The sequence below is a fragment of the Actinoplanes siamensis genome (assembly GCF_016862395.1).
Classification (GTDB): domain Bacteria; phylum Actinomycetota; class Actinomycetes; order Mycobacteriales; family Micromonosporaceae; genus Actinoplanes; species Actinoplanes siamensis.
This window is the reverse complement of sequence record NZ_BOMW01000020.1, coordinates 176,845-195,773: the sequence shown is the minus strand read 5'-3', so window position 1 is coordinate 195,773 and position 18,929 is coordinate 176,845. Positions and strand designations below refer to the sequence as shown.

Here is an 18,929-nt window from a genome sequence, read left to right as displayed (position 1 = left end):
CACTAGCAAGGCGACGCCCAGGCCTCTGCACAGTGGCGTACCTGGCTCTGTACCGGAACGGCTCTGGCAAGATTTTCGTGGCGGGAGATCGTTAGTGAGTTGCGGCGCGGCCATGACGGAGCCGAACCGGCTCCAGCAGGGACGGCCTCAGCCGGCCTCGTATAGAGACCCTGCCCAGCACATTAGGTAACGGTGGGTGACCATTCCCTCACTTCGGCTGTTGGGTTACCGGCGCACGCTCGTGCCGAAGAGAGTGCACACCGAAATCGCCACTGAAGCACTCGTCCGGTGTGCCTCCGGGTTGTGGACTGGCTGGTCACTGAGCACGAGCTGCGCGCGTTCAATCAGGCGATTCGTATTCAGCCGGCGGTTCAGCGAGATGCGGGTGCGAGACCCAGTACGCGTCTCCGTGAATGGCCAGCATCGCCCAATGCCATGCCTCGTCATGGAAGATAAGTCCTCGATAGGGCGCAGCGCTCGCCTCGAAGGGGTACCGCTTCTCCGCCGCCATCTCGGCCTGGACCGCATCAAGATTCCCGTAATGCTGCATCACCCACGCGAAGCGGCGCCGCTCCTCCCGCAGGCACTCGACGTACTCCTCCTCGCTCCAGTCGACCATGCCGTCAGCCTAGATCTCGGTCGTGATGCTGGCCCTGTTCGGTACGGCGGCCCAACGCACTGATCTGCCGCCGTCCGCGCTCGGGCCGACCGCCATCGTCACGGCCGGTGGCTGGCGGTGACCGACCGGCGCCTTGTCCTGCCGAATAGTGCATGCGCAACTGGCCGGGGGTGTGCCGATCCTCGGGTGTGGTGGCCCACGGTTGAGTGGGCATTCCGCCGCGGAGGGCGCCGGACGGGTCGTAAATCCGCTGGTAGCTGGTCATCACTGCCCTTTCCCGCTGATCTGCTGGCTTGGCATGGGTTGGCTAACTTTGGGTCATGGGTGACGTGGTCGAGTTGGTGTGGCGCGGGATCGGCATTGCTGCGAGGGCGGGTTGGCACCTCATCGAGTGGGTGTTTACCAGCGGGCCGGTGTCGATCGACCCGTCGTCGTCTGGCGGCAAGCGGGACAGGAAGGCGGAAGCCCCCGAGGACCGAGGTCGGCGTGTTCGTGTGGAGGAGATTTCGCAATAACGGCGGATAGAGGGGATGACTCCGCCTTGGCGGGGAGGTGGCCATTCCGCCGGCCCAGCCAGAATCGCCAACCGTCGCGGATCCGGGTCCGGGTACGCAGTCTGACCCGGCCGGACGCAGTTGTGAACACCCACTCCTCGGCGCGGTCCGATAAATCCATTACCGCGGTTCCCTCTTGCCGCCCAATGCTTCTCGCCGCCTGCAACATCAGGACAAAGTCTAGGAGGCAGACGGGGGCCTGACGTTCACTGAAGTCGACGCCACCCAGCCAAAACTCCGTATAGGTCATGAAGTTCCACCAAATGAAGGCCGACTGAGTTAGGCTTTCCAGCTGGCGCGGCTCATCGCCGAAGACGACCGGGGTCCAGTCAGATGACCAGGCCGAATCCCTACCGTCGGGTCGGAACCTCAAGTCGGTGTCGCTTGCCACTGATGCAGCCTGTCACGTGCCACTGATTCGCGCGAGATCCGTATCTGGCACCGTGACAGCGTACTCATTTGCCGCATATCGGTGGTTCTCCACCGAAGTTGGCGGATCACTCCGTGTCGACCATCGGCCGTCGGCGCGTCCTGTGCTTGGTCGTCACACCCGATCGCTGATCCCCCCGCAACCCCGGCCGGTAGGTATCGAGATGTCACCAGAAGTCGATCAGGCCGCTGTCCGCGGCGAGCGAACAGGCACGCGTGAAGGCCTCAAAGGTCTCCCCGTACCACTCGTACGGCGGCCGGTACGTCGACGAGTGTTCCCGGAAATCGGCCAGCAGATCTACCGCGGCCTCCGAACCGATGGTGCCCTCGCAGTCAGAGAACCAGATCAACTCGTAGAACGGGCCGTCCGGGTCGAGCTCCGGATTGAACTGCTTCTGCAGATCAGCCCGCCAGTACCCGTACCTGGTAGACGAACCGGACCAGGCCTCGAACTCCTCCGTTCGTGCAGTGACGGCATAGCAGCCGCCAGCGAGGAACGCGCCTTGGCCGACGACCGGAATCCCCCGGAACGACGCCGAGAACGCAGCATCGGCGTAGGCCTGCAGGTGGTCGGTCTCTGAGCAACACAGTACGTGCCCGGGGACCATACGGCCGGCATAGCCCGCATTATGGTTGTCCTTCAAACAGCACGTGACGTGCGCACCGACGTACGCCAGCCTGCTGTAGGCCTCGACGACCACGCCCAAGGTCTTCCGCCTCTCAAATGATTCCGCGCACAATACCGCCAGCCGGAACACCCTATGAAGGATCGCGGCCACGGGACGCCCTCTTCTGCCGCCCCGAGCGTGATGGTCGTACGAGAGGATCAGATGCCGAGCAGCGGTCATCGCGGGGAGAGAACCGCACGAAGGTGCACCGCTGCCCGGCACATGAACAGGGTAGGCGCCGCTCTGAACTGTCAGGGCAGGCGCCGGCCGGTCGAAGCGAGCGGTATGACGACCTCAACCGCGCCCCAGCCCACCCCGACCACCTGCGACCCACGGCTCCTGGCAGCCGCGGTCGCCGCCTACCTCGGCCGGTACCGCGGTCAATCGCGGACGCACACCGGCTCCGACCTCAAAGTCTTCCTTGGCTGGTCGGCTGACCAGCCACTGGACCCGTTACAAGCAGCACGGGTCGACATCGAGCGCTACGTGCGCTGGCTACAAGATGTCCGCTGCTACCAGCCGTCGACGGTGTCCCGGCGGCTGTCGGTCGTGATTGGCTTCTACCGCGTCTGCGTCATCGACCAGATCCTGTCGCACTCACCGGCCGACTACGTCCGCCGGCCCCTCGTCCCACCCGAATCGCCCACGCTGGGCCTGAGCCATCTCCAGTTCGAGGCGATGATCACTGCCGCCCGGCTGTCGTCCAACATCAACGACTTCGCGCTGATAGCCATGCTGGGCCTCCTCGGGCTGCGGATCTTCGAAGCCTGTGGCGCGAGCATCGCCGACCTCGGTGAGGAACACGGGCACCGCGTGCTGAAGGTTCGCGGCAAAGGTGGCAAGGTCGTTGTTGTCCCGCTGCCTCCAGCGGTGGCTCGTGCGATCGATCGCGCCGTCGACGAGCGTGACGACGGCCCGATCCTGCGCAACACCTGCGGCGGACGCATGGACCGGCACGCGGCGACCCGGCGGCTCAGGCACCTGGCCGAAACCGCCGATCTGCGGATCCCGAAGATGCACCCGCATATGCTGCGGCACACCTTCGTCACCACCATGCTCGACGCCGGCGTCAGCCTCCGCGACGTCCAGATCGCCGCCCGCCACGCCGACCCGCGCACCACCATCCGCTACGACCGGGCCCGCAAGAACCTCGACCGCCACCCGAACTACATCCTGGCAGCCTTCATGGCCTCCGGAACGTAGTCACGATCAACACACGACCATGCCGAGATCGGCGCAGCCGATTATGCCTGCAGGTCGTCCAAGCCAAAGGTAGAGACCCGCACCTGGCGTGACTCTTCGTCATCGAGCCAACGGACTTGTAGAGCCTCGCCGCGGTAGGGAAAACGGCCGTGTCCCCAGTCGCCGATCTCGGCGACCATGGTGCCCGCGTCTTGGTAGAAGTCATCGAATCCGCCGCCGTTGAATTCGATGTACCCCTGCACCTGCTCACTCGGCTCCGACCAGCGTCGCCACCACAGGTGCCCGCCAGTCTGGCGCCAGAAGGTATCGATGCGTAGATACACGACCCCGATTTGCTCGCCCTGGTCGAACAGCGCGCCGGCTCTTTCGCGGTAAGGGTCCAGACGCGGATCGGGTGCGGCGCGGCCAGGCGGCGGGCGAAATGGCACGGACCCATGATGTCGTGCCATTGTCTTGTTGGCTGCCGAACGCAGCAGCCGGCATAACCGGATCTGCCGCCGACCGGGCATGCTGGCGGCCCTGCGATCAATTACCTTCCGATAACTGGCCTCAGCGCCGGGAGATCCTTGGCTATCGGGAAGCGGGCATAGCGTCCCTTACTGCGAGAGGGAGGACTAAACGGACGTACATCGACGTTGAGTGTTGACGCCTTCAATTCGGGGGTACGTATGCTCCCCCGCGTGCCGCTGACATCTCTGCCCCCGCTTGACCTCGTACGGTTGTTCCCCGGCATCGAGGCGTACGCGCGCACCGCGACGCGGCTGCACCCGCGGCCGGGGGTACCCAGCGTGTCGGGCAGCCATGTCGGGGGGATGCTGCTGTGGCCACAGCATGAGCCGTGGCCGACCTGTCCCGGACCGCATCTGATCCGGACCGAGATCCCGGTGCCGCCGCAGGTCGCCGCGATGCTGATGATGCCGGGCCCCGAAACGCTGGTTGCGCTGGAGCAGCAGGTTCCCGGGTTCGCCGGAGTCCGGACGACCGAGGCCGGCACGGTCGTGCTGGGTACCGAAGTCGTGTCGGAGCCGGCCGGGAGCCCGCTGGTGCCGTTAGCGCAACTCCACGCCGCCGATGTGCCCGATCTCCGTTGCCCCGCCGGCACCGATGTGCTGCAGGTGCTGTGGTGCCCCAACGAGCACCCCGGCGACAGCCCGACGGGTCCACCGGTGCTGTTGAAATGGCGCACGGCGTCGAGCGTGGTCGACCCGCTCGACGCGCCACCCGCACCCCTCGTCGTGAGCGACGAGGACTACCTGCCGCGTCCGTGTGTACTGCATCCCGAACAGATCACCGAGTATCCCTGGTGGCGCGAGCTACCGGATGAGCTCGGACGCCGGATACGCGCCTTCGACGACACGCGCCGCTTCGGTGAGCACGGCTATTACTCGGCGTCGCGGGCGCCGGGATGGAAAGTCGGAGGCTGCCCGAACTGGGAGGTCAGCGATCCGATTCCGATGGACTGCCCGCACTGCCACCAATCGATGGAACTACTGCTAACGCTGGACCCGACCGAATCCGGCGCCGGCGGCGCCTGGCTCCCGGTCGAGGAGTCCCATCTGCAACCCTCGCACATCGACCCGGAATGGAAGGCCGCTCACGAGCCCACTGGCGTTTCCGTAGGCCGCCGGCTCCGCATCTTCGTCTGCCTGACGTGCCCTGACACCCCCATTCGACAGAACCTTCAGTAGGTTCACGACCGACGCAACTACCGCAATACTCATCTGCCGCTGATCGGTCGCGCACCGGCCAGCCCAACGCCGTGCTGCTAACCCTCGAAAGTTTCAATGGGGCCTTGGCGCTCATCACCGGTGTCGAAGAACGCATCGAGGTACGCGGCCGGTTGGAGTCGGCTGTCGCGGAGCAGGGAAAACAGCTCGGCCCCATCGCCGGGTTCGTCGGCCAGGGAGTAGACCTGCGCCAAGCCGAGATATTCGCCCGCCACGTTGGCGGCGTACTCGCCGGCCTCAGTCTCGGCCAAGGTCACCGCTTCCTCGGGCGATGATGCACGCCAGAGCGTTATCCGCTCCTCGTACGTCGCGGGCGCTTCCGCATCAAGCCGGAACAGGCATCGGACCGAAAACCAGGCTCCTTGCATATCCACCCTCGGAGTGTGCCCTATCCTCGAGGGACGTACTTCCTGCCGCAGGTCGCGCACGTCGACGCCCCGCGCTCTGTCACGCTGCGTGTAGCACGCCCGGCTCCGCCTGACTCGCGCTCTTGCCGAGTTGAGTGCATCCGATCATGGCAATATCGCGCGTTGGGCTCCTTCAGCCCAGTTGAGTCAAGGTCGCTCGCGCCAATACTCTGACGCGATGCCACTCTGGGCGACTCGTCACGGCGTCGGGCTCCCAAAGGCTGGCGTTCTGCTCGCCACTCATGGCTCTGAGCTGGTTCTCCAGCTCGGTCAACACGGGCAGTGCCGAGGCGCTGATCCAGCCCCGCTCGATGAATGTCGGGACGAGCCGGAGACCATCGTCGAACTCCAACGCCAGCTCGTCGGCGAGAGGAATGTCCTGGTGGAGTAGCTGACCGACCCACGCCAGTTGTGCCTCTGCCGGTAGCGCCAGAACGGCCACGGCGCGCACGAAGGCGACGAGCGATCTCGGGGTCGGTGGTTCCACGTGATCACCGTACGAGCAGTGGCGTAAGGCCCATGCCACGGCATCCGAAATCTGCCGCCGAGCGTGCGCGCCGGTCGCGGGAGCGGCTACGCGCTGTGACGCAGGCGTCGGCGCCCTCGATGCGCGCTCGTGCCGAGTTGAGTGCGTTCGAAGACTGCAAGCTCTGGTGGTAGTAAACGCTATTGCATAGCAGTGGCCGGGGGATGATCGAAGGATTCGGGGCAGCGGAAGGTATACAGCGAGTAGCCACGCCCGATCTGCACGCCGACGGTGTCCGGAGACGAGTCCGAATCCTCTTCCAGCGGGCGCCAGCTGCAATCCATACCGTTCCAATCGGCTGAGGCCGCTGTGAAGATCAAAATCATCCCGGTGCCGCAAACAGCACAATCCATGGGGTGCGGGTCGGTCAGTGACCAGTTCGCGTACCCGCCGACCTTCCAGCCCGGTGCGAGCGACAGGTCGTTCTGATAGTTAGGACGGCCGTCCTCATCCTCGTCTTCGTCATCCGGGTCCCACGCATCGAGCCGCTCACGCAGGTCGTCAGGAAGCAGATCGGCGTACTGATACTCGCGTACCTGTTCGGGCTGCACCACGCACGCAACCGGCAGGTACATGTCGCTGATCACCGGCGGCTCGGGCGGCATGGCGAGCACCGGGCCGATGGCGGAGCTGTCGCGCCAGTAGAGGAAGACACGAGGGCTGTAGTGCCGGTCCGAGTGGTCAACCGGGCACCACAGCACCTGGAGCAGGTCGGTGCCGTCCGGGCCGGCGTAGTCCGGGATGTCGTGGCGGTACAGCTGCGCGACCGGGACCAGCGGGATCGGATCCTCGATCAGTTCGTCGAGGTCCAGGGCGTCGGCCGCGTCGAGTTCGGCCCGTTCCTCGGCGGTCAGGAACTCACCGTCCGGCAGCGGGGCCCTGGCGTTCGCGGCCGCGAAAATCTCGCGCCGGCGGCGCTCGGCGGCCGGGGTGGTCAAGTTGTACGGCTCGTGTGCCCCGGCGTCGTCGCAGACCGGCCAGACCTCGTCTGCCGGCCACAGCAGCGGGCCGCCGACCGAGCTGTCCGTGACGGTCGGTGCGCCAGGCCGGGGGTGCAGGCGGGTGGCGGTGGTCGAGTGTTCCCTCAATCCGGGGAAAAGCTCGGTGATGTCGAGGGGACGCGGGGGCGTGGTGCGAGCCATAGCGGTGGATCTTAAAGCCCCGAGTTCAGAGGAAATCGGTCGAACTACCGCGCCGCCACGGCCTGCGACCGCTGAACGCACTGATCTGCCGCAGAGAACGCGCGTTGGATCCCGTCGTCGCCCGCGCCCAGCACGCTAGGCGGCACGCACCGTAGTCGCCCTTCATGACGCAGTGATCTCGTCTGCGGCGGCGTCGGGGTGGATCGGGAGGTTAAACGACAAGCTAAGGTCGCCGGAGAACCGCGCCCGCGGGCGCGTGATCCCGCCGCTCGCGACTTTTGGCGGCGACCGGATAAGTCAAGTATTGATTACTCTTGATGAGGGATGGTCCGATGTACCTCGATGCGGGATATACGGGGATTCATCGGAAAGGTCCTGCCGCCGGCCGGCCTGCCGCGGATGCTGGCCGCCCAGAACGCTCTCTGGGGCGCCGGCACCGGCACGTTCCTGGCCGGCAGCGTCGTCTTCTACAGCCTCTACGCCGGGCTCACCCCGGTCCAGATCGGCATCGGGCTCTCCGCGGCCGGGTTCACCGCGCTGATCGGCTCGATGCCGCTGGGCCACCTCGCCGACGTGCTCGGCGGCCGGCGGGCCTGGGCGGCCGGCGCGGCGGTCCGGGCGGCCGCGTTCGCGGCGTACCCGCTGGCCCGCGAGTTCTGGCCGTTCCTGCTGCTGATGTGCCTGCAGACCGCGGCCGAGACGCTCTCCGTCGCCGGTCGGGTGGTGTATACGGCGGCCGCGGTCCCGCCCGGGGACCGGGTGCGTGTGCTGGCGTTCAGCCGGGCGTACCTGAACGTGGGCTGGACCGCCGGCGCCGGGCTCGGCGCCGGCGCGCTCGCCCTGGACTCCCGGACCGGGCTGCTGCTCCTGGTGCTGATCGCGTCCGGGGCCTGTGCGGCCAACGCGGCGTTCGTGACCCGGTTGCCGCCGGTGGCGCCGGCCGCCGTCCCGGCCGGGCCGCGGCCCGGCCCGTGGGCGGTGCTGCGGGACCTGCCGTACGCCGCCGGCTCGGTGATCTTCGGGGTGCTCTGGCTGCACGTGATCCTCTGGAACGACGTGCTGCAGCTCTGGGTGATCACCAGGACCGATGTGCCGAAGCCGGTCCTGGGTGGGCTGGTCGCGCTGAACACCGTGCTGGCGGTGGTGTTCCAGGTGCGTGCCACCCGCTCGGCCGGCACCATGCCCGGCGTCGTCCGGCTCACCCGGGTCGCGGCCCTGAGCGCGGCGCTGGCCTGCCCGGTCGCGGCGGCCACCGGCCTGACCCGGGGCTGGCCGACAGTCGTCCTGCTGGTCCTGGCCGTCGTCCTGTTCACCGGCACCGAGCTGTGGATCTCGGCGGCGCAGTGGTTCGTGCAGACCGAGATCCCGCCGCCGGCCCGGCGTGGGCTCTACACCGGCCTGGACCGGTCGGTGCAGGGCGTGACCCGGATGGCCGGACCGGCCGGGCTGACCTTCCTGGTGATCCAGGGCGGCGGCTGGGGCTGGTGGGCGGCCGGTGCGGTGTTCGCCGGCTGCGCCCTGGCCGTACGCCCGGTGATGTCCTGGATCGAGCGGACTCCCCGGATGACGCCGCGTGAGAGCCGCCAGCGGCTGGGGTAGGAAGGGGAGCATGGGTTTCCCGAAGTTGCGGTCGATCGTGTTGGACGCGCCGGACGCTCGCGGCCTGGCCGAGTTCTACCATCATCTGCTCGGCCTGGAGTACCGGCCCGGCGACGAGCCCGGCGCGGGCGGCGATCCGGAGCCCGACTGGCTGGTCCTGACCGGCGACGGGGTGCGGCTCGCCGTCCAGCGGGACGCCGACCTCAGGCCCACCACCTGGCCCGAGGGGACGGTGCCGCAGCAGCTGCACCTGGACCTGACTGTCGACTCGGTGGCGGAGCTGGACCGGCAGCACGAGCGCGTGCTGAGCCTGGGCGCCACGCTCCGGTTCGACCGTAGCGACGACCCGGACGAGCCGCTGCGGGTCTACGCCGACCCCGCGGGTCACACGTTCTGCGTCTTCGTCGAGTAATTCGGCACCCCCGATTCCGGGTAGCCGGGCGGTTTCGCACGGTAACTTGTCCACCGTGGACATGCTCGCGATGATCGCCGATGAGCGGCACCGGATGGCGGAGCTGATCGAGTCGTTGAAGCCGGGCCAGTTGCTGGCGCCCAGCCTGTGCGAGGGCTGGACGGTGCACGACGTCGCCGCCCACCTGTGCGCGCCGTGGATCTTCGGGGCGCGCCGGATCGTGCCGGCGGTGGTCCGGCACGGCTTCCGGGTGCACCGGGCGAACGCCGAGCTGGTCCGCGAGCTGGCCCTGGACCTGACCGCGGAGGAGATCGGCCGGCAGCTGCGGATGAACGCCGAGTTCACCTTCAACCCCCGGCTGGTGAGTCCGCTCGGCCAGCTCACCGATCTGCAGGTGCACGGGCAGGACATCTGCCGCCCGCTCGGGCTGGCCCGCGACCTGGTGCCGGAGCGGATGCTGCTGTCCCTGGAGTTCCTGCTCGGTCCCCGGGCGCGCGGCTCGTTCGTGCCGAGGGGCCGGCTGGACGGCCTGCGGTTCATCGCCGACGACCTGGAGTGGGCGGCTGGCCAGGGCCTGCTGACGGTGCGGGGCACCGGCGAGGCGCTGCTGCTCGCGCTGACCGGCCGCCCGGTGGTGCTGGACGAGCTGTCCGGGAGCGGGGTCGCGGCGTTGCGCGCCCGCATCACCTGAGCCGTCATGGGCGCCACCTGGGCCCGGTCCGGCGCCCACGTCACCGCCGCCGGCGTGAGCTGGAACGGCTCGCCGCCCACGAACGGCTCGTCCGGCCGCGGGGAGAGGGCACTCCGCGGCCGGCTTGACCTCAACCAAGGTCGAGGTCGCAGACTGTCGGCATGACACTCAGCGCGGTCGAGATCGAGTATCTGGCGGGGCAGATCCTGGGCCGGCTGGCCACGGTCCAGCCGGACGGGTCACCGCAGGTCAACCCGGTGGGGTTCCGGTGGAACGCGGAGACGCGGACGATCGACATCGGCGGCCACAACATGGCGGCGAGCCGGAAGTTCCGGAACGTCGCGGACAACGGGAAGGTCGCGTTCGTGGTCGACGACGTACCGTCGACGGATCCGTGGCGGGTGCGCTGCCTGGAGATCCGCGGGCGCGGCGAGGCGATCACCGAGCCGGAGGCGATCATCCGGATCCATCCGCGGCGGATCCTCGCCTTCGGGCTGGACGAGCCGGACCGCGATCCGCACCGGCTCACCGTGCACAAGCGCGACGTCCTCAGCGCCTGATCGCGACGCCGCCGGGGGGTTCAGGGGGCGCACCTTCGGAGCCCGGACGGATCAGCGCAGCTCGACGTCCACCCCGTCCTCGGCCAGCCAGGCCAGCAGGTGGTCCATTGTCACCGCCGGGCACCAGTCGCGCCTGTCGTACCCGGGCACCAGGTGGCTGCGCGCCACCGCCGAGTCGTGCCAGACCAGCCGGAACCCCGGCGCCGCACCCCAGTCGCCGAGCAGGCAGTCGTGCAGCGCCCCGGCGTTCCACCCGAAGTACCCGCCCGGGCCGTTGATCGCCTCACCTATCGCGCAGTAGAACCCGTCCTCGTCGGTGACGTGCCGGCCGTCGAGGTGGTAGGTCGTCCCGGAGGGACGGTCCGGTCCCGGCCGGTGGTGGGCGAGCGCCGCCCCGGCCCACTCGTGCCGCAGCGCCGGCGGGAACGCGGCCCACAGTCCGGGCTCCTCCGGACGCCCGCCGCGCCAGTGCTCCCAGATCTCCCGTGCGCCGCTCGGACGTCCGCCTTTGATCGCATCCCCGTAGGTGCTCTCGAACGTCACGTCGAGCAGCGAGTCGCCGAGCACCGAAGGCCGCACGTCGGCGACCTCGGCGCCCAGCCCGCTGTCCAGCATGTGCGTGGCGGTCCCGTCGTCGGCGACGCTGTAGATCGACGCGATGATCATCCGCCGGTGCCGCGCGGCGCCCCGCTGCAACGCCTCGATGGCCCTCCGCAGGCGCGGCTCGGGGCGGCAGCCGATCAGCGTCGCCGGCCTGGGCGGCACCGCCGGCCTGGGCCGGAACACTCCCGAAACGTCCTGGCAGGTGCCGAACTTCTCCTCGCCCTCGCCGGTGATGCCGGTCAGCACGTACCCGTCGGCCTCCGGCGCCCGGTCCGGCCCGCGGCGCCGCTTCCGGTGCTCGGGATCTATCCGCAGGCGGCCCTCCAGGGTCACGTCGAAGACCCCGAACCCGGCCGGGCGCACGTCCACCACTGTCAGGTCGAGCAGCTCCTCGGTGCACTCCCAGCACTCGCGAGGGTGTTTGGAGTCGGCCCGGTGGATTGCTTCCAGACCGATATTGCCCAGCCACGAATCGCCGAATCCGTCGCACGCCGCGCGCAGCGCGCCGGCCGGGGCGCAGCCCTGCAACGTGTACCGCTCGACCGGTGGCTCGCCCGGGTCGGCGAAGAGGCCGTCGATGTCGGCACAGGCCGCCACCACCGCGTCGCCGTCGTCGATGTTCTGGTCGACGAGAAGCCAGGGAAAGCCGGTCATCGGGCGACCGTACCGGTTCGCGGTCCTGCCCCGGACATGGGGATCAGTGCGTATGAACCGGGGTAGTCTGCGGCGGATAAGGACATATGGCGCAGCGCAACGTCGCGGTGACGCAGGGAGAAGATGTGAGAGTCGGCATTCCCACCGAGGTGAAGAACAACGAGTTCCGGGTGGCCATCACCCCGGCCGGCGTCTTCGAGCTCACCCGCTCCGGGCACGACGTGTTCGTGCAGAGCTCCGCCGGCCTCGGCTCGTCGATCACCGACGCCGACTACCGCGAGGCCGGCGCCACGATCCTGCCGGACGCCGACGGCGTGTGGGCCGAGGGCGAGCTGATCCTCAAGGTCAAGGAGCCGGTGGCCAGCGAGTACCACCGGATGCGCGCCGGCCAGGTGCTCTTCACCTACCTGCACCTGGCCGCGTCCAGGGAGTGCACCGAGGCGCTCATCGACAGGCGGGTGACCGCGATCGCGTACGAGACGGTCGAGCTCCCGGACCGCTCGCTGCCGCTGCTGGCCCCGATGTCCGAGGTGGCCGGCCGGCTGGCGCCGCAGGTCGGGGCGTACCACCTGATGCGCCAGGGCGGCGGGCGCGGCGTGCTGATGGGCGGCGTGCCCGGGGTGTACGCCGCCAAGGTGGTGGTGATCGGCGCCGGCGTCTCCGGGATGAACGCGGCCGCGATCGCGCTCGGGATGCGGGCCCAGGTGCTGCTGCTGGACAAGAACGTGGTCCGGCTGCGCGCCGCCGACGCCGACTACCGGGGGCATCTGCAGACGGTCGCCTCCAACGCGTACGAGATCGAACGTGCCGTGCTCGACGCCGACCTGGTGGTCGGAGCGGTCCTGGTGCCCGGCGCGAAGGCCCCGACCCTGATCTCGAACGAGCTGGTCTCCCGGATGAGGCCGGGCAGCGTCCTGGTGGACATCTCGATCGACCAGGGCGGCTGCTTCGAGGCGTCCCGGCCGACCACCCACGACGAGCCGACCTACCGGGTGCACGGATCGATGTTCTACTGCGTCGCGAACATGCCCGGGGCGGTGCCGCACACCAGCACCTACGCGCTCACCAACGTGACCCTCCCGTACGCTCTGGAACTGGCCAACCGGGGCTGGCGCGCGGCGCTGCGGCGCGACCCGGCGCTGGCCGCGGGCCTGAACACGTACGACGGCGGCGTGGTCTACGGGCCGGTGGCCGACGCGCACGCCATGCCGGTGACATCGCTGACGGAGGTGCTGCACTGACACCCGATCGGGCGATCCAGGCCTATCTGGACCATCTCGGCGTGGAACGCGGGCTGTCCCGCAACACGCTCGCCTCGTACCGCCGCGATCTACACAGGTACGCCGAGCACCTGGCCGCCGCCGGGATCGAAAACCTGGCCCAGGTGCGCCCGGACGACGTCACCGGCCACCTCGCGTCGCTGCGGGACGGCGGCCTGGCCTCGTCGTCCGCGGCCCGGGCCATCAGCGCGGTGCGCGGCCTGCACCGGTTCGCCGTCCGCGAGCGCCTGGTCCCGCACGACGTCTCCGCCGAGGTGCGCCCGCCGGCCCCGCCCCGGCGGCTGCCCAAGGCGCTCGACGTGGACCAGGTGAACCGGCTGCTCGCGACGCCGGCCGAGGACACCCCGCTGGGCCTGCGCGACCGCGCGCTGCTGGAGTTCCTCTACGGCACCGGCGCACGGATCTCCGAGGCGGTCGGCGCCGACATCGACGACCTCGAGCTGGGCGAGGCGAGCGCGGCGCTGCTGCGCGGCAAGGGCGGGCGCACCCGGCTGGTCCCGGTGGGCGGCTACGCCAGGACCGCGTTGCGGGCCTATCTGGTACGGGCCCGGCCGTCCCTGGCCGCCGCCGGTCGCGGCACCCCGGCGGTCTTCCTCAACGCCCGGGGGGGCCGGCTCTCCCGGCAGAGCGCCTGGACCGTGCTGCACCGCCGCGCCACCGAGGCGGGCCTGCCGGTGGACGGCCCCTACGCGGTCAGCCCGCACACGCTGCGTCACACCTATGCCACGCATCTGCTCGACGGCGGCGCCGACGTGCGGGTCGTGCAGGAACTGCTGGGACACGCCTCGGTCACCACGACGCAGGTGTATACCCTGGTGACCGTCGAGCGTCTGCGAGAGGTCTACGCGACCTCTCATCCGCGCGCTCGTTAGAAGCTACGCACCCATAGGTGCGACACGCCGAACGGCTGACCCCGAGGGGACGGCGCGTGTGGCGTACAGTCGGGCTTCGAGCCGGGAGGGGGCGAGGGCGATGTCAGGGAACGGCGACCGTGCGGAGGCCTGGACTACCGCGCTCCGCGATCAGCAGAATTCCCTGGATCTGGGCGCCGACCTCGGTCCGGCCGACCCCACGGCGTACACGATGCGCCGTCCGATTCCCGAGCCGATGCCGACCGACAGGCACGGCCCGGCGCGGATCATCGCCCTGGCGAACCAGAAGGGTGGAGTCGGAAAGACGACGACCACCATCAATCTCGGCGCCGCCTTGGCGGAGTACGGGCGCAAGGTCCTGCTCGTCGACTTCGACCCGCAGGGCGCCTGCTCGGTCGGCCTCGGCGTGAACCCGCACAACCTCGACCTGAGCATCTACAACCTGCTCATGCAGGACGACGTCACCACCGAGGACGTCATCATCAAGACCGATGTCGCCGGGCTGCACCTGCTGCCGGCCAACATCGACCTCTCGGCGGCCGAGATCCAGCTGGTCAACGAGGTCGCCCGGGAGATGGCGCTGGCCCGGGCGCTGCGCTCGGTCCGCAAGGAGTACGACTTCATCCTGATCGACTGCCAGCCCTCGCTGGGCCTGCTGGCGATCAACGCGCTGACCATCGCGCACGGCGTGCTCATCCCGCTGGAGTGCGAGTTCTTCTCGCTGCGCGGTGTCGCCCTGCTGTTGGACACCATCGACAAGGTCCGCGAACGGTTGAACTTCGACCTCGAGCTCGAGGGCATCCTCGCCACGATGTACGACTCCCGCACCACGCACTGCCGCCAGGTGCTGCAGCGGGTCGTCGAGGCGTTCGGCGACAAGGTGTACCAGACGGTGATCACCAAGACGGTGAAGTTCCCGGAGTCCACCGTGGCGGGCGCTCCGATCCTTACGCTGGACCCGGCGTCCTCCGGCGCCCGCAACTACCGTCAGCTCGCTCGTGAGGTTATCGCGGCCCAGGCAGAACGAGGGTAGGTTCCCAGCCGGTGCTCTTCGCGCTCGGGACGCCTGTCGCGTTCGTCGCGCTGGTCGTCTCCTTTCTGTGCGGCGTCGCGCTGCGCGCCGTCGCCATCCGCTTCACCGCGCGCACCGCGGGCCTCGCCGCGCGCAACGACTCCCTGACCCCGAGCCTGCGCCACGACCTGGACCCGTTCGGCGCGGTCGGCGCGGCCTTGGGCGGCATGGGCTGGGGCAAGATGCTCACCGTCGACGACGTGCCCCGCTGGCGCGGCCGGGGCCGGGCCGCTGCGGTCTTCGCCGCCGGCCCGGTCGCCTGCATCCTCGCCGGTGAGCTGGTCCTCGCGGCGTTCGCGCTGGCCACTCCGGACGCCGGCGTCTTCTCCGAACTCAGCGTCGCCACGGTGCTGCACGGGGTCAGCGGTTCGTACCCCGAGGAGATCATGCTGTCCCTCGGCGGCGGGCTGCTCGCCTTCGGCCTGCTCGCGCTGATCCCGATCCCGCCGCTGGACGGCTTCGGCATTCTCTACTACGCCCTCCGTCGGCCCGGGCCGGGGATGCAGTGGATGCGCCTGTGGTTCGAGGAGAAGAACATCGGTGTCCTGCTGCTGCTGATCTTCAGCTTGTTTCCCGGTGGGGCTCCGCTGGTCCTGCTCACCCTCAACCTTCTCGGCAACCTGTTCCTGCAGGTCTGGGGATAGCCTGGGCCGCGGGCCGGGGCGCTACCCCCGGCCACGGCCCGTGTCGGGTCTCCGCCGGTGTGCCGACTCGCGCCGCGGTCTCGCCGGCGTGCCGGCTCGCGCCGCGGTCCCGTCGGCGTGCGGGCCGCGTGGTGGTGCGCGGATCGGTTCACGTGGTGTTCTGCGTGATTTGTAGGCTTTTGTGGTAACGGCCCACGTCGCTCGGATCTTGCCGGTCTGTGCTTCGGGCGCGGCGTCGAAGGCCGGGCGCAGGGTCAAGCGAACCAGTCCAGAGGCTGACCGATTGCCAACTCAGAGACTGATACGCGGCATTTCGGATAGCGTTCCGGTGACTTGCGGTGACCGTCTCAGGAGTTGCGGACATGGAGAAGATCCTCTGCTTCCGCTGCGGAGGTGACGTGCCGGCGGACCAGCCGTGGTGCGGGTACTGCGCCGCGCCGGTGGTCGCCGTGCCGCCTCCGGCTCCGCCGGCCTCCGCGCCGCCCGCCACGGGGCCGTCGCTGAGTCTCGGGCCGCCCGCTCCGGTCGTACCCAGGCGGGGTCTTGTCCTGATCGCTCTGATGGTGATCGGGGTGCTGCTGATGTCCGGCGGGATCGTCACGGCCGTGCTGCGGGTCTCCGCGGACAGCCCGCGCGCCGCCGCCGAGCGCTACTTCGGTGCCCTCGCCGCCGGAGACGCGACCCGCGCCCTGGGTCAGGTCGCGTCCGCCGGTCAGTTCGACCGGGCCAACTACCCGCTGCTCAGCAAGACCGCGCTGGGTGAACGACGCTATCGCCCGCGGGACGTGCGACTCGGCGACGACACCGCCGCCGGCTCGCAGTTCGGCACCGAGGCGCGGCGGGTCCGGATCAGCTACCGGGCCGGCGACCGGACCGTCGACCAGGACGTGGTGGCCGTCAAGGAGGGCTCGGCGTGGCGGCTGCGGCTGCCGTTCGTGCTGCTCGGCGTCGTCGGGCAGCGGGGGCGGCAGGTCACCGTGAACGGGGTGGCGCTGGGCGCCGCGGCGCGGGCCACAGCGGCGTTCCCGGGGATGTACGAGGCGGTCGCGGCCGGCAATACCCTGCTCGCGGAGAGCCGGGCGACAGCGGTGGCGCAGGCCGGCGGCGTGGTGGGCCTGGTCGCTCCGCTGCAGTTCGGGGTGCCGGAACTGGCCGCGGGCGCGGAACAGGACATCCAGCGGCAGGTGCGCACCGCCCTGGACAAGTGCGCCACCAGCCGGCAGGCAGAGCCGGCCGGGTGCCCGTTCGGCCTGAACGTGCCCGGCACGAAGGTGACCGTGTGGTGGTCGATCACGACATATCCGCAGGTCAGCGTGCGTACCGACAGTGTGATGTGGTTCAGCGGCGCCGCGGTGCAGGTGGTCGACGACGGGGCCGGGCGGGTGCACTGGAACGCCACCTACACCGACCAGGCCGGGACGGCGAAGTCGCAGAGCGGCGACTCCGCTTTCCGGATCAACGGGAACGCCCAGGCGACACCGACCGGGATCCAGGTGTCCCTGATTTGAGACCTTCGGAGGAATCATGAGCATGCCCGCATACGGGCCGGGCAACGGTGACGTCGCGTACCGGATGCAGGGCCTGCGGCACACCCCGGTGGAGACGGGGCTGGACGCGCCGGCCACGGTCGGCGCGATCCTCCGGCTGTGGCTGTGGGCGGCCATCCCGGCGGTGGTGGTCTGGGCCGTCTTCGCGTTCCTGGCGCTGCTGGTCTACGCCGCCTCCGAGCCGAGCCTGTTCAGCGGGAGCTCGCCCGGGGACGGGCTGCTGTCGGTGGGGTCGTTGCTCGCGTTCATCGTGTTCTGGGTGGTCCTGCTGTCGGCCCGGGTCACCGAGCCGGTGGCGGAGTGGAAGACGCTGCTGGAGGACCGGTGGCAGGGGGCGGACTCGGCCTACGCGGCGATTTACGGGACGTTGCGGCGGCGTGGGGTTCCGGTGGAGGCGACCGCCGTACGGACGCGAAGTGATCTGCTGCCACCGGAAGCGGTGAACAACCGGTTGCTGATCGCCGACCGCGACTATCGGGTCGTGATTTCGGTTTTCCCGTACGGGAGTGGGCTCTACCTGGGTTGGAACATGTCCCGGACGCGGCGTGGGGTGACCCTGCTCGGGGCTTTCCTGAAGGACCTGGTGAACGGGATCTCGGGGCGGCCGGCGGGGCCGGTGGAGATGCTCCGGGGGGAGCGGGTCCGGGCGTTGCGGGAGGCGGTGCACGCCGCGGTGCGGGAAGGGGCCGAGGTGGCGGGGCAGGGGATCTCGGTGCCTCTGGCCTCCACGTTCGGGGCCGAGGTTCCGGTGCAGGATCTGCGCGGGCACGCTCCGGCGCCGCAGCCGCCCGGGTACGGCCCGCATCCCACGGCGCCGCATTTCGGTGGCCCGTTTCCCGGTGGGGGGCCGGGGTTCGGCGCAGGGGCCGGCCCCGGGGGCGCGTCGCCCGGTGGTTCGGTGTCGGGAACGCCGGCTTCCGCGCCGCCCGGTGATCCGTTCGCGCGGCCGGCTTCCGCGCCGCCCGGTGATCCGTTCGCCGGGCCGGTGTCCGGTGTGCCCGGGTTCTCTGGTGGCCCGCATCGGGGCGATGCTGTGCCGGGTGGTCCTTTCGAACGGCCGGGCTCCGACTTCGGGGCGCCTGCCGGTGGTCACGGGGATCCGTATGCTCCGCCGGGAGACTGGGGGGTGGGGTCCGGGGGCGCGTATGGCCGGCCTTCGCCGCGTCCCGGTCCCGCGCCGGCCGGTCCCGCCGTGCCGGAATCGGGCTCCGCGCCGGGTGGTGCTGCTGGGGCGCGTTCCGGGTCGGCCCCGGATGACGATCCGCCGGCGTCCCGGGAGGACTAGATCGCGCGAGGCGCCTCTCGGCCCCAGCCGCCCGGGGTGAGGGGTGTGTCCGGGGTTGGAGGGACCTTCGAGCGCCGACCGGGGGCCGGGATCAGCGGATGGTGAAGGTGGTCAGGGTCTCCGGGGACTCTTCGAGGGTTTCCACGGCGGTCACCGTGGCTCGCGGTGGACCGGACCGGGACCAGCTGACCAACTGGGCCACCGCGTCCTCGGGGCCCTCGAAGACCGCTTCGACCCGGCCGTCCGGGAGATTGCGGACCCAACCGGAAACTCCCCGCTGGACGGCCACCCGGCGGCAGCTGTCCCGGAAGAAGACGCCCTGGACGGTGCCGGAGATCAGGACTCGGGTGCGCACCATGCGGTCACCCTACGACAGCCGATTCGCCGGCGAGCGCGTTCACCCGCGTACCGTTGAAGTGGTGTTGGTGAATGCGG

At 69.7% G+C, this 18,929-nt stretch carries 21 protein-coding genes; 13 read left to right on the top strand and 8 right to left on the bottom strand.

Annotation, left to right across the window (positions count from 1 at the left end):
* Positions 1 to 340: 340 nt before the first annotated feature.
* Positions 341 to 619 (bottom strand): hypothetical protein, encoded by a 279-nt coding sequence (locus tag Asi03nite_RS11230; RefSeq protein ID WP_203678706.1) that lies wholly within the window; start codon positions 617 to 619, stop codon positions 341 to 343.
* Between the two features lie 320 nt (positions 620 to 939).
* On the opposite strand from Asi03nite_RS11230, the gene Asi03nite_RS11225 reads away from it, so the two are divergent.
* Positions 940 to 1,134, top strand: coding sequence for a hypothetical protein (locus Asi03nite_RS11225; RefSeq protein ID WP_203678705.1), 195 nt, complete (start codon positions 940 to 942; stop codon positions 1,132 to 1,134).
* A 635-nt stretch (positions 1,135 to 1,769) separates the two neighbouring features.
* Here Asi03nite_RS11225 and Asi03nite_RS11220 read toward each other — a convergent pair.
* Positions 1,770 to 2,360 carry a hypothetical protein gene (locus Asi03nite_RS11220; RefSeq protein ID WP_203678703.1) on the bottom strand — a complete coding sequence of 197 codons (591 nt, stop codon included), beginning with the start codon at positions 2,358 to 2,360 and terminating at the stop codon, positions 1,770 to 1,772.
* Between the two features lie 195 nt (positions 2,361 to 2,555).
* On the opposite strand from Asi03nite_RS11220, the gene Asi03nite_RS11215 reads away from it, so the two are divergent.
* Positions 2,556 to 3,473 (top strand): tyrosine-type recombinase/integrase, encoded by a 918-nt coding sequence (locus Asi03nite_RS11215; RefSeq protein WP_203678702.1) that lies wholly within the window; start codon positions 2,556 to 2,558, stop codon positions 3,471 to 3,473.
* A gap of 41 nt (positions 3,474 to 3,514) precedes the next feature.
* On the opposite strand, the gene Asi03nite_RS11210 is transcribed toward Asi03nite_RS11215, so the two are convergent.
* On the bottom strand, positions 3,515 to 3,901 hold the full coding sequence (locus Asi03nite_RS11210) for a hypothetical protein (protein WP_203678699.1): 387 nt from the start codon (positions 3,899 to 3,901) through the stop codon (positions 3,515 to 3,517).
* Between the two features lie 252 nt (positions 3,902 to 4,153).
* Between Asi03nite_RS11210 and Asi03nite_RS11205 the strand changes: the two genes are divergently transcribed.
* Positions 4,154 to 5,161 carry a hypothetical protein gene (locus Asi03nite_RS11205; RefSeq protein WP_203678697.1) on the top strand — a complete coding sequence of 336 codons (1,008 nt, stop codon included), beginning with the start codon at positions 4,154 to 4,156 and terminating at the stop codon, positions 5,159 to 5,161.
* Between the two features lie 77 nt (positions 5,162 to 5,238).
* Here Asi03nite_RS11205 and Asi03nite_RS11200 read toward each other — a convergent pair whose 3' ends face one another.
* The 3 genes from Asi03nite_RS11200 to Asi03nite_RS11190 all read right to left on the bottom strand — a co-directional run bounded on the left by Asi03nite_RS11200 (position 5,239) and on the right by Asi03nite_RS11190 (position 7,275).
* The gene (locus tag Asi03nite_RS11200; protein ID WP_203678695.1) at positions 5,239 to 5,574 is read right to left on the bottom strand and encodes a hypothetical protein; all 336 of its coding nucleotides are present in this window, start codon (positions 5,572 to 5,574) and stop codon (positions 5,239 to 5,241) included.
* Positions 5,575 to 5,740: 166 nt separating this feature from the next.
* Positions 5,741 to 6,094, bottom strand: coding sequence for a hypothetical protein (locus Asi03nite_RS11195; protein ID WP_203678694.1), 354 nt, complete (start codon positions 6,092 to 6,094; stop codon positions 5,741 to 5,743).
* Positions 6,095 to 6,273: 179 nt separating this feature from the next.
* Positions 6,274 to 7,275 (bottom strand): hypothetical protein, encoded by a 1,002-nt coding sequence (locus Asi03nite_RS11190; protein ID WP_203678692.1) that lies wholly within the window; start codon positions 7,273 to 7,275, stop codon positions 6,274 to 6,276.
* Positions 7,276 to 7,617: 342 nt separating this feature from the next.
* Here Asi03nite_RS11190 and Asi03nite_RS11185 point away from each other — a divergent pair, with 342 nt between their 5' ends.
* The 4 genes from Asi03nite_RS11185 to Asi03nite_RS11170 all read left to right on the top strand — a co-directional run bounded on the left by Asi03nite_RS11185 (position 7,618) and on the right by Asi03nite_RS11170 (position 10,537).
* The gene (locus Asi03nite_RS11185; protein ID WP_203678690.1) at positions 7,618 to 8,874 is read left to right on the top strand and encodes an MFS transporter; all 1,257 of its coding nucleotides are present in this window, start codon (positions 7,618 to 7,620) and stop codon (positions 8,872 to 8,874) included.
* 10 nt (positions 8,875 to 8,884) lie between these two features.
* Positions 8,885 to 9,286 (top strand): VOC family protein, encoded by a 402-nt coding sequence (locus Asi03nite_RS11180; protein ID WP_203678688.1) that lies wholly within the window; start codon positions 8,885 to 8,887, stop codon positions 9,284 to 9,286.
* 61 nt (positions 9,287 to 9,347) lie between these two features.
* Complete coding sequence (locus Asi03nite_RS11175; RefSeq protein ID WP_239102612.1) at positions 9,348 to 9,977, top strand: maleylpyruvate isomerase family mycothiol-dependent enzyme; 630 nt, start codon at positions 9,348 to 9,350, stop codon at positions 9,975 to 9,977.
* Between the two features lie 161 nt (positions 9,978 to 10,138).
* Positions 10,139 to 10,537, top strand: coding sequence for a PPOX class F420-dependent oxidoreductase (locus Asi03nite_RS11170; RefSeq protein ID WP_203678684.1), 399 nt, complete (start codon positions 10,139 to 10,141; stop codon positions 10,535 to 10,537).
* Between the two features lie 51 nt (positions 10,538 to 10,588).
* On the opposite strand, the gene Asi03nite_RS11165 is transcribed toward Asi03nite_RS11170, so the two are convergent.
* Positions 10,589 to 11,794 (bottom strand): barstar family protein, encoded by a 1,206-nt coding sequence (locus Asi03nite_RS11165; protein WP_203678683.1) that lies wholly within the window; start codon positions 11,792 to 11,794, stop codon positions 10,589 to 10,591.
* A 125-nt stretch (positions 11,795 to 11,919) separates the two neighbouring features.
* Between Asi03nite_RS11165 and ald the strand changes: the two genes are divergently transcribed.
* The 6 genes from ald to Asi03nite_RS11135 all read left to right on the top strand — a co-directional run bounded on the left by ald (position 11,920) and on the right by Asi03nite_RS11135 (position 18,494).
* The gene (gene ald, locus Asi03nite_RS11160; RefSeq protein WP_203678682.1) at positions 11,920 to 13,035 is read left to right on the top strand and encodes an alanine dehydrogenase; all 1,116 of its coding nucleotides are present in this window, start codon (positions 11,920 to 11,922) and stop codon (positions 13,033 to 13,035) included.
* Positions 13,032 to 13,946, top strand: a complete 915-nt coding sequence (xerD, locus tag Asi03nite_RS11155) for a site-specific tyrosine recombinase XerD (RefSeq protein ID WP_203678748.1) — start codon at positions 13,032 to 13,034, stop codon at positions 13,944 to 13,946. The genes ald and xerD overlap by 4 nt, the downstream gene beginning before the upstream one ends.
* Before the next feature lie 100 nt (positions 13,947 to 14,046).
* Positions 14,047 to 14,979 carry a ParA family protein gene (locus Asi03nite_RS11150; RefSeq protein ID WP_203678681.1) on the top strand — a complete coding sequence of 311 codons (933 nt, stop codon included), beginning with the start codon at positions 14,047 to 14,049 and terminating at the stop codon, positions 14,977 to 14,979.
* Between the two features lie 11 nt (positions 14,980 to 14,990).
* Positions 14,991 to 15,662, top strand: a complete 672-nt coding sequence (locus Asi03nite_RS11145) for a zinc metalloprotease (protein WP_203678679.1) — start codon at positions 14,991 to 14,993, stop codon at positions 15,660 to 15,662.
* Between the two features lie 362 nt (positions 15,663 to 16,024).
* Positions 16,025 to 17,170 (top strand): hypothetical protein, encoded by a 1,146-nt coding sequence (locus Asi03nite_RS11140; protein ID WP_203678677.1) that lies wholly within the window; start codon positions 16,025 to 16,027, stop codon positions 17,168 to 17,170.
* A 16-nt stretch (positions 17,171 to 17,186) separates the two neighbouring features.
* On the top strand, positions 17,187 to 18,494 hold the full coding sequence (locus Asi03nite_RS11135) for an adhesin (protein WP_203678675.1): 1,308 nt from the start codon (positions 17,187 to 17,189) through the stop codon (positions 18,492 to 18,494).
* 91 nt (positions 18,495 to 18,585) lie between these two features.
* On the opposite strand, the gene Asi03nite_RS11130 is transcribed toward Asi03nite_RS11135, so the two are convergent.
* Entirely contained in the window at positions 18,586 to 18,852 is a 267-nt protein-coding gene (locus tag Asi03nite_RS11130; RefSeq protein ID WP_203678674.1) for an acylphosphatase, read from the bottom strand.
* Positions 18,853 to 18,929: the final 77 nt, after the last annotated feature.